The sequence below is a fragment of the Vreelandella nanhaiensis genome, assembly GCF_003990185.1.
In the GTDB taxonomy this organism is placed as follows: domain Bacteria; phylum Pseudomonadota; class Gammaproteobacteria; order Pseudomonadales; family Halomonadaceae; genus Vreelandella; species Vreelandella nanhaiensis.
Genome location: NZ_RZHF01000005.1, coordinates 216,088 through 227,927, shown reverse-complemented (window position 1 = coordinate 227,927; position 11,840 = coordinate 216,088). Strand labels below are relative to the sequence as shown.

Sequence of the window (11,840 nt, the reverse complement as noted above, 5' to 3'; positions counted from 1 at the left end):
GCTGATTATTATTAATCTTATCTAAGGCAAAAGCGCTTAGATTCATTAGGCTTATTTATCTTGGTCCATGTTTGCCTATCCCACCAGCGCAATCCAGTGGGGACTGCATGGCATGGCACGACGTACGATTTTTTATTGTCAGTATCGTTTATTTCAATATAAGGCTTTGCGCATGAGTACCTACGCGATTGGCGACCTGCATGGCTGTTACGCTGAGTTTATGGCACTGCTTGAAGCGCTGCATTTTAACTCCACAAACGACACGCTGTGGCTGGTGGGCGATGTAATCAATCGCGGTCCTGGCTCGCTTGAGTGCCTGCGCGAAGCAGAAGCGTTAGGCAGCGCGGTGCGCTGCGTGTTGGGCAATCACGATTTTCACCTGCTGGTGGTGGCGCGCGGAGGCGGCAGGCAGAAACGTCACGATACGTTAAACGGGATTCTAACCGCGCCTGACGGTGAGCGGCTTCTGGACTGGCTGCAGGGTCAGCCGCTTGCCGTGCAGCAAGGTAATACTTTGATGACTCATGCCGGGCTGTTACCCCAATGGAGCGTCGACCAGGCTGTTGCCTATAGCCGCGAAGTCGAGCAAGCATTGGCCAGTGAGCAGTCAGGGCGTTTTTTGACGGAGCTGTTTGGTAATCAGCCTGACCGCTGGTGCGAGGAGCTTGAGGGAATGGATCGACTGCGGTTTATCGTGAATGCCATGGCACGGATGCGCTTTATTGATGCCCAGGGGCGCTTGGAGTTCGATGCTAAAGAGGGGCTTGAAAGCGCGCCAGAAGGATTTGCTCCCTGGTTTCAATACGCCCGCGAGGATAACCCAAGACTGCTATTTGGCCATTGGGCGGCACTTGAAGGCCGGACACCTGGCTCTAGAGTGCATGCCGAGGCGCTGGATACCGGCTGCGTATGGGGTGGCGCATTAACCGCGCTTAACCTGGATACTCATGAGCGGATCAGCGTGCCCAGCCAGCAGCGGGAGAAGCGTTAATGGTTAAACGAGAAGATCCTCATACTGCCGGGCTTAATGTATACCGCGTGGGGGGCGCCGTTCGCGATGCGCTGTTGGGCTGGCCGGTCTATGACAACGATTGGGTCGTGGTAGGAGCAACACCTGATGCCATGCGCAAGCGGGGCTTTAAGCCGGTCGGGCGTGACTTTCCCGTGTTTTTGCATCCAGACTCTTCTGAGGAGTACGCCCTGGCACGTACCGAGCGTAAGTCGGGCCACGGTTATTCAGGGTTTGAGGTGCATGCAAGCCCGGATGTTACCCTGGAGGAGGATCTACTGCGCCGCGATCTTACCGTCAATGCCATCGCCCAAGGGACGGATGGCCAGCTGGTTGATCCTTTTGACGGTCAGGGCGATATAGAAAAGCGCGTGCTGCGACATATTTCCCAGGCCTTCAGCGAAGACCCGCTACGTGTGCTGCGCACCGCACGATTTCTAGCCCGCTACGCGCCTTTGGGATTTTCCATTGCCCCTGAAACTGTGGCTTTGATGACCAAGGTAAGTGAAAGCGGCGAGCTTGAGCACTTGGCTGCCGAGCGTGTATGGGTAGAAACTGAGAAAGCCTTGGGCGAGCCAAGTCCTGAGGTGTATTTCACGACCCTGGCTGAGTGTCAGGCGCTGAGCGTTTGGTTCCCGGAGCTTGTTGGTGAAGCGTTATCCAAAGGCTTGGCGGCGTTTGAGCATGCCCCCGCTGCCAATCAGGCGAGGCTTGCACACTGGCGCTATGCATTGCTGGTTTGCGCACTGGATGATACTGCTCGCGAGGCGTTGGCTAAACGCTTGCGGCTACCCAATGGTGTCTCTGAACTGGCGCGCCATGTGGCGTTGACCCTGCAATTGTTGAAGACACCCTTGGAAGCAGCAGCGGTGCTGCACTGGCTGGAACGTCTGGATGGCTGGCGCAAGCCCGCTCAGGTAGATGCCCAACTGCTATTGGTAGCAAAGATGGCCGGTGAGCAAGTCGCTGCCTTGGAAGCGGCCTGGAACAGCGCACGCGCGGTTAGCCCGCAATCGCTCATCAAGCAGGGGGTTCAGGGCGCGGCGCTAGGGAAGGCGCTGCGTGAGCAGCGCAGGCTTGCGGTGGTAAAGGCGCTTGGTTAAGCGCCTGGCTACCTTGCCACTACTTTGTAGGGCATGACCTCGGCTCGGGATAACCAAGCGTTACCCCAGGTGAAATCGACCGGCCAAAGGCGCTGACTGCCAAGTGAGAAGTTGTTCCAGAGTGTGGCGTAGGACGTATTGCAGACAGGGTGCCGTTCATCGGGAAGCAGTTCGGCCAGCGGTTGCAGGACAAAGGCGTTGTCGATGATTTCAGCACGGGGCAGGGTGATGTCATCCACAACGCCGCAAAGATTGCCGACCGTTAGCAGGTCGATATCCAGCGCTCGGGGGCTGTACTTGGGCGTATCGGGCTTGCGGCCATGAATGACTTCAAGCGCCTTGGCCCAGGCCTGAAGTTCGCCCGGTGAGCGGTCACTTTCAAAAGCCACCACCAGGTTGTAGAAGTTGCGGCCATCGCTATAGCCGACGGGCTCACTTTCAAACACCCGGGAGATGTGCAGAGGGCCAAAGGCATCAAAGAGTGCATCCAGGCACAGGCGAATATGGCGTACAGGTTCAACATTACTGCCTAAACTGACGGTAACCAGACTCATGGTTACTCCTTGGCGGTCGGTAACTCGCCACGCGTGATTTCAAGACCTACGCTAGCCGCCTGGGGCACGGCGCCGGGCTTGCGTACTCTTAAGCGTAGCCAGGAAATTGGGAATTCGTAGCGCAAGCATTCCGCCAAGCGTTCGGCAAAGGTTTCCACCAGGGCGAATTGATGCGTATCGGCAAAACGCTGGATTCGCTGGCAAATGGCCGCGTAGTCCAGGGTCAGGCTTAGATCATCCGTCGCGGCGGCCGGGCGGATATCGGTTGCCAGCGTCAGATCCAGACTTAACGACTGTTGAATGGTGCGCTCCCAATCGTAGACACCAATCACGGTATCTACCTTCAGCGCTTCGATCAAAATGCGATCCACGGGCTTTTCCTTGGCTGCAACAAGCCGGCGATTGTACGTTAGGATGAGTCGAAACGACAGCAGGACAGGAAAGACGCCATGGCATGGATCGTAATCGGCTATTTAAGCGGCAGCTGGCTGGCAGCGATTAGCGTTTGCCGAGCGGCAGGCGTTAGTGACCCGCGCTGCTGTGGATCCTGTAATCCCGGCTTTTCAAACGTCCTGCGTCTTTATGGGCCGCGTTTAGCGGGCGCTACGCTGGTCCTTGATGCGCTCAAGGGGGTGCCTGTGGTACTTGCCAGCAAGGTGATGGCACTACCGATCAGTTGGCAGGGGCTGATTGGGCTATCGGTAATGTTGGGGCATAGCTACCCCGTCTGGTATGGCTTTCGCGGAGGTAAAGCGGTGGCCAGCGCCTTGGGCGTGCTGCTAGTGCTGGTGCCGGGCGTGGCACTCATCAGTGCAGCCATATGGGCATTACTGGCGTGGCGGCTAAAAACTGCGGCACTTGCGTCTTTGATGAGCGCGCTGATAGCTCCGCTCGCCTGTGTCTGGCTAGCGCCTAGTTACGTGGGTGTGGTGGGATGTTTGAGTCTTCTGGTACTGCTGCGCCACTGGCTTAATATTCGAAGGCTAAGACGCGGCGAGGAGCCGCGCCTTAGGAAGCCCTGATGATCAGGAAGCGCTGGGCGCTGCCAGCTGATCAAGCGGCCAGCGTGGAGTGGCCTGCATGACGCCATTACTATCCTGCTCGCCAGCGGCCAGGCGCTGTGCACCTACGTAGGCAATCATGGCACCATTATCCGTGCAGAAGCGCCCGCGCGGATAGTAAGCCTTCGCTTGGCGCTTTTCGCACTCAAGGGCCAGCCGCTCGCGCAGCCGCTGATTGGCACTGACGCCGCCTGCCACTACCAGCCGCTTAAGCCCCGTTTGGTCCAACGCACGGCGGCATTTGATCACAAGCGTATCAATGACCGCCTCTTCAAAGGCGCGGGCAACATCGGCGCGAGCCTGTTCGTTAAGCTCACCTGAGGTTTCCAGCTGGCGGATTGCGGTTAATGTATGCGTCTTAAGGCCTGAAAAGCTGAAATCAAGCCCTGGGCGGTCGGTCATGGGGCGTGGGAAGCGAAACCGTTTGGGATTACCCTGTTCAGCCAGTCGGGCAACTTCGGGGCCGCCCGGGTAGGCAAGCCCCAGCATTTTGGCCGCCTTGTCGAACGCTTCGCCGGCGGCGTCATCCACCGATTCCCCCAGTAGCTGGTAATTCCCCAGGCTTTTCACCTCAACCAGCTGGGTATGCCCGCCTGATACCAGGAGCGCCACAAAAGGAAATTCCGGGGCGTCCTCTTCAAGCATGGGCGCGAGCAGGTGCCCTTCCATATGATGCACGCCGAGCACCGGGACGCCCAGGGCACGGGCCATGCCGTGAGCGGTGCTGGCTCCCACCATCAGCGCGCCGACCAGCCCAGGCCCTGCGGTATAGGCAATGCCGTCAATATCTTTTCGGGTAAGCTTGGCGTCATTGAGCACCTGCTCGATGAGCGGGAGCAACCGGCGCGTATGGTCGCGAGAGGCCAGCTCAGGTACTACGCCGCCGTAATCCGCGTGCATGGCAATCTGGCTATACAGCGCATCGGCCAACAGGCCGCTACCACCAGTTAATGAGGTATCGTATAGCGCGACGCCAGTTTCGTCGCAGGAAGTTTCGATGCCCAATACGCGCATAGCAGAAAAGACCCTTCGGGTGAATATGGGTAAATGCCGTAGTCTACCATTGTCAGGCAATAACCGCGTAAGCATTTGCAAAGATGGCTTTTCACGACTAGACTATCGTGCGCTGTAAAACTGGGTCGTGCACCGCACTGGCAATTATGCAATCAGCGGTGTGCGTACTATCCGAACTCAAGACTCCTTAAGGTAGGTGAGTGCTTAATGCCTTCTGTAAAAGTACGTGATAACGAGCCGTTTGACGTCGCCCTGCGTCGCTTCAAACGTTCTTGCGAAAAAGCCGGTGTTCTCTCTGAAGTACGTCGTCGCGAGCACTATGAGAAGCCGACTGCTGAGCGTAAGCGCAAAGCGGCAGCTGCCGTAAAACGCCACGCCAAGAAGGTTCAGCGTGAGCAAAAGCGTTTCGAACGGCTCTATTGATCCGTACCTGGGGAAGGTCAGAGTAGTTAGCTGGCCATCTCAAGAGGGATGCCAAGCGGCCGCCACTAGGTGGCCGTTTGTTTTTCGATTTATCTCTCGTTGTTTAGGGTGATCTGGCGATGTGCCTGATGACCTTAAGCTGCGTCTTAACTATCAGCAAGTCAGCGCTCTGCGCGAGGATGCCCGTAGTTCATGGCAGGCCAGATTCCACAGCGTTTTATTGACGATCTGCTCGGCCGCGTTGATGTGGTCGAGGTCGTTGGCGAGCGCGTGCAGCTGAAAAAGGCTGGCCGGAACTACGCAGGGCTTTGCCCTTTTCATCAGGAAAAAACGCCCTCTTTTACGGTAAGCGCCGACAAGCAGTTTTATCACTGCTTTGGATGTGGCGCTCATGGTAATGCACTACGCTTTCTGATGGAGTATGAGAAGTTGCCGTTTCCTGAGGCGGTAGAGCAGCTGGCGGGACGGCTAGGACTTGATGTTCCCCGAGAAGGGGCGGACGACCCCCATGCCCGAGAGCGAGATAAAAAGCGCAAAGAGGGCGTTAACCTGCTTGAGCTTGCTGCCAGCTTCTACCGTGAACGGCTCAAGATGGGCGAAGGCCAGAGTGCTAAACGCTACCTGGAAGGTCGCGGGCTCTCATCTGAAGTGATTCAGACCTACGGGATTGGCTATGCGCCGGGCGGCTGGGAAGCGCTTAAACAGCATTTGAGTGAGCGCGGTATCCCGGAGTCTGTTCAGGTTGAGTATGGCCTGCTGATTCACCGTGAGGACACCGGACGCACCTATGACCGTTTCCGCGACCGGGTAATGTTCCCAATTCGTGATTTGCGCGGGCGTACGATTGCCTTTGGTGGACGAGTGATGGGCGATGAGCAGCCCAAATATCTCAATTCGCCGGAAACACCGGTGTTTCATAAGGGGCGTGAGCTGTACGGCCTGTATGAGGCACGTCAGGTATCCAGCAAGCTTGAACAGCTGGTCATGGTTGAAGGGTATATGGATGTCGTGGCGCTGGCGCAATACGGTATTCATAACGCCGTTGCCACGCTGGGGACGGCCACCACGGAAGATCATTTAAGCCGCCTGTTCCGGCTGGTCAGCCGAGTGGTGTTCTGTTTTGACGGTGATCGTGCAGGGCGCCAAGCGGCTAGTCGGGCACTGGAAACTGTATTGCCGCTGATGATTGATGGGCGTGAAGCGCGGTTTCTGTTTCTGCCTGAAGGCGATGATCCGGACACGCTGGTACGCCGTGAAGGGGCTGAAGCTTTTCGGGATCGTGTGACCTGTGCAATGCCGCTTTCCGAGTTTCTGTTTGAACAGGCTGCCCAAGGGCGTGATCTGAATACTGTGGAAGGACGAGAGCGCTTTGCAAGCCAGGTGCTTGAAGCGCTGAACAAAGTACCTGAAGGCATGCTCAAGTCGTTGCTGCTGGAAGCGCTTGCCAAACGCAGTGGGTTGGCCCAGCAGCAGCTGCAGGCACTTTTGGAGAAGCGTGCAGCACCTTCCAAGGAGCCTGCTTACTGGGAGCCGGTAGCAGAGCCCGAAGCTAAAGAAAGCAGGGAACCTGAAAATGTCAGGCGGTCTAAGCCCAAGACGCGTAGCCAGGTGCTGTCGCCGGTGGGCCGGATCGTACAGCTGCTTTTGCATGAGCCGGGCATTGTGTCGACGCTACCGGATACGCTTGAGTGGCTGCCTGAAGATGAGCATACGCCGTTATGCCGCGACTTGGTTGCCCTGTTACAGGCCGGACGTTATCGCAGCCCACAAGTGGTGCTGGCGCATTTTCAGGGCAGCCCTCAGGGGCAGGTGTTAGCAGAGCTTGCCAAGCGGGAATTATTGCTTCCAAAAGACACGAGAGAGGCAGAGCTTTTAAGCCTTGTCGAGTACTTGAAGAGCAAGCAGCAGCAACTCTCCCCGCAGAAAGAAGTGGAAACGCTGGTGGAGCAGTTTGCTGCGCTAGTTAAAAAGCAGGAGTCTGGTGAAAAGCTGTCGGCTGACGAAAGGCAAAAGTTCATGAAATTGTTAGCGATGACTAAATACTAGATGAGACTTGGGGTGAGGGGGGTTGAATTTTGCTCTTCTCAGCACCAGATAATGGTTAGTCGCCAAACGCTGAGCTAACCGAATAACCTAACACACCTGAATGACCGCGCAAATACGTTATGCTGGAAAAAAATCAGTAAATTACGTTATACTGTTCGGCTTGTTGAGTTTAATCGATTCAGCGCTCTAGGTGTTTCATTCTTCTTCGTCGAGATAGGGTTTCTATGGCTGGAAATGCGCAGCAGCAGTCACGTCTGAAGGAGTTGATCGCGCGCGGCAAAGAGCAGGGCTACCTGACTTATGCCGAGGTCAACGACCATCTACCTGAGGATATCGCCGACCCGGATCAAGTGGAAGACATCATTGGCATGATCAACGACATGGGCATCCGTGTTGCTGAAGAAGCGCCTGATGAAGACACTTTGATGATGTCGGATCACTCCACGGACGAGTCCGCTGCGGAAGAGGCCGTTGCGGCACTTGCCGCCGTGGAAAGCGACGTGGGTCGCACCACAGACCCAGTACGCATGTACATGCGTGAAATGGGCACAGTAGAACTCTTGACTCGTGAAGGCGAAATTGAGATCGCCAAGCGGATCGAAGAGGGCACCCGTGAAGTGATGTCGGCGCTGGCTTATCTGCCAGGCGCTGTCGCCTCGATTCTGGATGCTTACGACGCCACCCAGGATGAGGAAGCTCCTGGCCGCTTATCGGATCTCTTTTCCGGCTTCATCGACCCTGATGAAGGCATCCCCGGCGTTGCCGAAGCGGATGTGCCTGAGCCTGAGGTGGAAGCCGAGCTTAGCGATGATGACGACGTTGAAAGCGATGACGACGAGGACGACGACGACACAAACGCAAGTGAGGGTGGCCCGGACCCTGAAGAGGCGCGGGCACGCTTTGAGCAGATTCGCGAGCAAAATGCCGCGGTAGAAGCTGTACTTGCCAAGTACGGTCGCGGTAGTGCTGAGGTGAAGGCCGAGCAAGAACGTCTTGCTGAGCTTTTCTCTCCTATCAAACTTGTGCCTAAGCATTTTGAGCGTCTGGTCGGTCAGGTACGTATCAGCGTCGAGCAGGTGCGTGCCCAGGAAAAAGCGGTCATGCAGCTTTGCGTGAAAAAAGCCAAAGTGCCGCGCAAGACGTTTATCAAGTCGTTCCCTGGCAGCGAATCCAATCCCAAGTGGCTGGATGCTTTCCAGGAAGCACAGCCCAAGTACGCTGACCGTCTTGAACCGCTGCGTGCCGATATCGCCCGTTCTCAGCGTAAAATCGCTTTTGAAGAAGACATGGTGCAGCTCACCGTGGCGGACTTGAAAGAGGTGAATCGCAAGCTGTCGATTGGTGAGGCGAAGGCACGTCGTGCCAAGAAAGAGATGGTTGAGGCCAACCTGCGTCTGGTTATCTCGATCGCCAAGAAGTACACCAACCGTGGACTGCAGTTCCTGGATCTGATTCAGGAAGGCAACATCGGCTTGATGAAGGCGGTGGACAAGTTCGAATATCGCCGCGGTTACAAGTTCTCGACGTATGCTACCTGGTGGATTCGTCAGGCGATTACCCGTTCGATCGCCGATCAGGCGCGTACTATCCGTATACCGGTGCACATGATCGAGACGATCAACAAGCTCAACCGCGTTTCGCGCCAGATGCTGCAGGAAATGGGCCGCGAGCCGACGCCGGAAGAGCTGGGCGAACGTCTGGAAATGCCGGAAGACAAAGTGCGCAAGGTGCTTAAAATCGCCAAAGAGCCGATCTCCATGGAGACGCCGATTGGTGATGATGATGACTCACACCTGGGCGACTTTATCGAGGATGGCACGATGCTGCTGCCTATCGATATGGCGACCGGTGAAGGCTTGATTGAAGCGACCCGCAACGTACTGGGTGGCCTCACTGCACGTGAAGCCAAGGTACTGCGCATGCGTTTCGGTATTGATATGAATACCGACCATACGCTTGAGGAAGTTGGCAAGCAGTTTGACGTTACCCGTGAACGGATTCGTCAGATTGAAGCCAAGGCGCTGCGCAAGCTTCGCCATCCGTCGCGCTCTGAGCCACTGCGCTCGTTCCTGGATGAGTAAGTAAGCTCGGGCAGCTAAGTAAAGAACCCGCCGGTAACACGGCGGGTTTTTTTATTGCCTAGCGTTACAGCGTGTAGTGAGTGGCTGAGCCTGGGCCAACCGGAAGGCCAAGGATAAACACCCAGACGAAGAACAGCAGACTCCAGCCGATCAGCATGAATAGCGTATAGGGCAGCATGAGGGCTACCAGCGTACCAATGCCCATATCCTTGCGGTAGCGAGACGCCACCGCCAGAATCAGGCCGAAATAGCTCATCATCGGCGTGATCAGGTTGGTGACAGAGTCACCAATCCGGTAAGCCGCCTGAATCACCTCGGGCGCATAGCCCATCAGCATCAGCATAGGGACGAAGATAGGTGCTGTTACCGCCCACTGGGCCGAAGCGCTGCCCAGCGACAGGTTGACAAAGGCACACAGCAGGATGAATAGGGCAAACAGGCCCGGGCCACGTAAACCCAGTGACTGTAGCAGGTCGGCACCAGCAACGGCGGTCACGGTCCCGAAGTTGCTCCAGTTGAATAGCGCAACAAACTGGGCGGCAAAAAAGACCAGAACGATATACAGCCCAAGGCTGCTCATGCTCTTGGCCATGGCATTTACTACGTCGCGGTCATTGTGCATGGTGCCCGCCAGGCGACCGTAGACAAATCCTAGTAGCGTGAAGGCGACGGCCACAATGACCACGATGCCGCGTAAAAACGGTGAGCCGCTGACAAGGCCCGTCTCGGGATTACGCAAAATACCGCTTTCGGGTACTACCATCACCGCGATCAGGGCGGTTAGCGCCAGTGCGGCCAGGCCGGTGCCTTTCAATGCACGCTTTTCTTCGGCAGAAAGCCCCTCCATGCGCTGCTGGTCGATATCGCTTTCAGCATAGGCGGAGTCAAATTCTCCCAGCTTTGGCTCGACGATGCGCTCGGTGACCAAGCCACCAATCAGCGTCACAAAGAAGGTGCTGGCAAACATGAAGAACCAGTTGGCTTCAGCTCCCACGATATAGGCCGGGTCCAACAGCCTCGCGGCCTCCTGGGTAATCCCCGAAAGCAGCGGGTCGACGGTGCCGATCAGCAGGTTGGCGCTGTAACCGCCGGATACGCCGCAGAACGCGGCTGCAAGTCCAGCAAGCGGGTGACGTCCCAGCGAGTGGAAGATCATGGCTGCCAGGGGAATCAGCACGACATAGCCAAGCTCTGCGGCCATGTTCGACATGATGCCGGCAAACACCACGGCATAGGTCACGATACGTGGCGAGCGGTTGAGCACCAAGGCGCGCATGCTGGCAGACAGCAGGCCCGAGTGTTCGGCAACGCCTACTCCCAGCATGGCCACCAGTACGGTGCCCAAAGGGGCGAAGCCGGTAAAGTTGGTGACCATTTCAGTAACCAGGCGCCGCAAGCCTTCTGCATTGAGTAGCGAATTGACTGCAATCAGCTCGCCTTCATTGGCAGGCCGCGGGTCAGCCACTGATAACCCCAGCGCGCCTGCAATGCCGCTTGCAATAACGACAAATACACACAGCAGCGCAAACAGGGTAACCGGGTGAGGCAGTAAATTACCCAGCCACTCAACGCTATCCAGAAAGCGGGTAAATAAGCCGCGGTTAGTGCGGCTATCGTAATTATTAGGAGTCTTCATAGGGTTTAGGCCGTTGTTATTAAGCAAAGAATAAAAAAATCTATAACGCGGCACACTACGGTGGGGGAAGACGCTGTGCAAATGGGTTTGCGTATAGCGGAATCTAAAAAATGAAATGCCGCCCTAAGCATAGGCGGCATGCCGTCGAAATAGACAGTTACTAGAGGTAGGTAGGGGGGGATTACGAACGGGCGCGCTGGGCCTTACTGATTCGCAGAGCAAGCAGCAGCAGTTCGATAGTGGCAAACAGAATAAGGCTGTAGCCCAGAAGCTCAGCTACTTCTTCGGCTACGTCCTTGAAGACGCGTACGTAGCTATCATCAAGAACAGCGCGCCAGAAAACCTGCCGCCCATACAAACGTGAGAACACGTAGGTGGTCAGCACGCCACCTGCAAACAGGCCAAAGGCGAAGGTGTTGCTGTAGTGAGCAAACTCGGCAACAAAGTGACGGCGCTGATAAATCACCCAACCAAGAGTAGGCATTATAATCAGCGCAACAATGACCTTCCAGCTGTTATCGGCAACGTATACATCTAGAAAGTAATCCTGCTCGCGAACGAGTGAAGCGGCAATAAACGCAAATAGCAGTAACGTTACATTAGGGAAGACCTTAATTACCTGACGGGTATACAGCAGTAACCCACAGCAGCTGGCGAGCGTTAGCGTCTGGGCAAACTCAGTAAAGCCCAGCTCGGTAAAACGTACGGACGGAAAATAGAGGGCTTCATAATAAGCCCCTTGGGCAATGCCGCCGATAAAAAGCACGTAAAGCGTAGCCCGCAGTAACGTGATGCGAAAATCGATGGGCCAGGCAGGAGGGGGGAGGTGCATGCTTTTTCCTTCGGTGTAGAGATTTGCAGGTATTGCTGACGAAAAACATTCAGTTGCGAATGTTCATTATATCGTCACCTT

General features: G+C 56.1%; 11 protein-coding genes. 6 read left to right on the top strand and 5 right to left on the bottom strand.

What is annotated here, in order from left to right; genetic code table 11:
• The first annotated feature begins 172 nt into the window (after positions 1 to 172).
• Entirely contained in the window at positions 173 to 991 is an 819-nt protein-coding gene (locus ELY38_RS04665; RefSeq protein WP_127060335.1) for a symmetrical bis(5'-nucleosyl)-tetraphosphatase, read from the top strand.
• Positions 991 to 2,112, top strand: coding sequence for a tRNA nucleotidyltransferase/poly(A) polymerase-related protein (locus tag ELY38_RS04660; protein ID WP_127060334.1), 1,122 nt, complete (start codon positions 991 to 993; stop codon positions 2,110 to 2,112). The genes ELY38_RS04665 and ELY38_RS04660 overlap by 1 nt, the downstream gene beginning before the upstream one ends.
• Before the next feature lie 8 nt (positions 2,113 to 2,120).
• Here the strand turns inward: ELY38_RS04660 and folK are convergent, their stop codons facing one another.
• Positions 2,121 to 2,666 carry a 2-amino-4-hydroxy-6-hydroxymethyldihydropteridine diphosphokinase gene (folK, locus tag ELY38_RS04655; RefSeq protein ID WP_127060333.1) on the bottom strand — a complete coding sequence of 182 codons (546 nt, stop codon included), beginning with the start codon at positions 2,664 to 2,666 and terminating at the stop codon, positions 2,121 to 2,123.
• Positions 2,667 to 2,668: 2 nt separating this feature from the next.
• Positions 2,669 to 3,037 carry a dihydroneopterin aldolase gene (gene folB, locus ELY38_RS04650; RefSeq protein ID WP_127060332.1) on the bottom strand — a complete coding sequence of 123 codons (369 nt, stop codon included), beginning with the start codon at positions 3,035 to 3,037 and terminating at the stop codon, positions 2,669 to 2,671.
• Positions 3,038 to 3,115: 78 nt separating this feature from the next.
• On the opposite strand from folB, the gene plsY reads away from it, so the two are divergent.
• Positions 3,116 to 3,688 carry a glycerol-3-phosphate 1-O-acyltransferase PlsY gene (plsY, locus tag ELY38_RS04645; protein WP_127060331.1) on the top strand — a complete coding sequence of 191 codons (573 nt, stop codon included), beginning with the start codon at positions 3,116 to 3,118 and terminating at the stop codon, positions 3,686 to 3,688.
• Positions 3,689 to 3,691: 3 nt separating this feature from the next.
• Here plsY and tsaD read toward each other — a convergent pair whose 3' ends face one another.
• Entirely contained in the window at positions 3,692 to 4,741 is a 1,050-nt protein-coding gene (tsaD, locus tag ELY38_RS04640; protein WP_127060330.1) for a tRNA (adenosine(37)-N6)-threonylcarbamoyltransferase complex transferase subunit TsaD, read from the bottom strand.
• Between the two features lie 207 nt (positions 4,742 to 4,948).
• Between tsaD and rpsU the strand changes: the two genes are divergently transcribed.
• From rpsU to rpoD, 3 genes are all read left to right on the top strand, one after another.
• Complete coding sequence (gene rpsU / locus ELY38_RS04635) at positions 4,949 to 5,164, top strand: 30S ribosomal protein S21 (protein WP_008956349.1); 216 nt, start codon at positions 4,949 to 4,951, stop codon at positions 5,162 to 5,164.
• A 192-nt stretch (positions 5,165 to 5,356) separates the two neighbouring features.
• Complete coding sequence (gene dnaG, locus ELY38_RS04630; protein WP_127060329.1) at positions 5,357 to 7,210, top strand: DNA primase; 1,854 nt, start codon at positions 5,357 to 5,359, stop codon at positions 7,208 to 7,210.
• A 224-nt stretch (positions 7,211 to 7,434) separates the two neighbouring features.
• The gene (rpoD, locus tag ELY38_RS04625) at positions 7,435 to 9,291 is read left to right on the top strand and encodes an RNA polymerase sigma factor RpoD (protein WP_127060328.1); all 1,857 of its coding nucleotides are present in this window, start codon (positions 7,435 to 7,437) and stop codon (positions 9,289 to 9,291) included.
• 64 nt (positions 9,292 to 9,355) lie between these two features.
• Here rpoD and ELY38_RS04620 read toward each other — a convergent pair whose 3' ends face one another.
• Both ELY38_RS04620 and ELY38_RS04615 read right to left on the bottom strand, forming a co-directional pair.
• Positions 9,356 to 10,927 carry an AbgT family transporter gene (locus ELY38_RS04620; protein WP_127060327.1) on the bottom strand — a complete coding sequence of 524 codons (1,572 nt, stop codon included), beginning with the start codon at positions 10,925 to 10,927 and terminating at the stop codon, positions 9,356 to 9,358.
• A 181-nt stretch (positions 10,928 to 11,108) separates the two neighbouring features.
• Positions 11,109 to 11,759, bottom strand: a complete 651-nt coding sequence (locus ELY38_RS04615) for a hypothetical protein (protein WP_127060326.1) — start codon at positions 11,757 to 11,759, stop codon at positions 11,109 to 11,111.
• Between the last annotated feature and the right edge of the window lie 81 nt (positions 11,760 to 11,840).

What these genes read in the sequence shown, in the direction of transcription:
- ELY38_RS04660 (WP_127060334.1), top strand. Translation starts at nt 991, where the DNA reads ATGGTTAAACGAGAAGATCCTCATACTGCCGGGCTTAATGTATACCGC.
- dnaG (WP_127060329.1), top strand. Translation starts at nt 5,357, where the DNA reads ATGGCAGGCCAGATTCCACAGCGTTTTATTGACGATCTGCTCGGCCGC.
- ELY38_RS04615 (WP_127060326.1), bottom strand. Translation starts at nt 11,759, where the DNA reads ATGCACCTCCCCCCTCCTGCCTGGCCCATCGATTTTCGCATCACGTTA.
- rpoD (WP_127060328.1), top strand. Translation starts at nt 7,435, where the DNA reads ATGGCTGGAAATGCGCAGCAGCAGTCACGTCTGAAGGAGTTGATCGCG.
- folK (WP_127060333.1), bottom strand. Translation starts at nt 2,666, where the DNA reads ATGAGTCTGGTTACCGTCAGTTTAGGCAGTAATGTTGAACCTGTACGC.
- ELY38_RS04665 (WP_127060335.1), top strand. Translation starts at nt 173, where the DNA reads ATGAGTACCTACGCGATTGGCGACCTGCATGGCTGTTACGCTGAGTTT.
- tsaD (WP_127060330.1), bottom strand. Translation starts at nt 4,741, where the DNA reads ATGCGCGTATTGGGCATCGAAACTTCCTGCGACGAAACTGGCGTCGCG.
- plsY (WP_127060331.1), top strand. Translation starts at nt 3,116, where the DNA reads ATGGCATGGATCGTAATCGGCTATTTAAGCGGCAGCTGGCTGGCAGCG.
- ELY38_RS04620 (WP_127060327.1), bottom strand. Translation starts at nt 10,927, where the DNA reads ATGAAGACTCCTAATAATTACGATAGCCGCACTAACCGCGGCTTATTT.
- rpsU (WP_008956349.1), top strand. Translation starts at nt 4,949, where the DNA reads ATGCCTTCTGTAAAAGTACGTGATAACGAGCCGTTTGACGTCGCCCTG.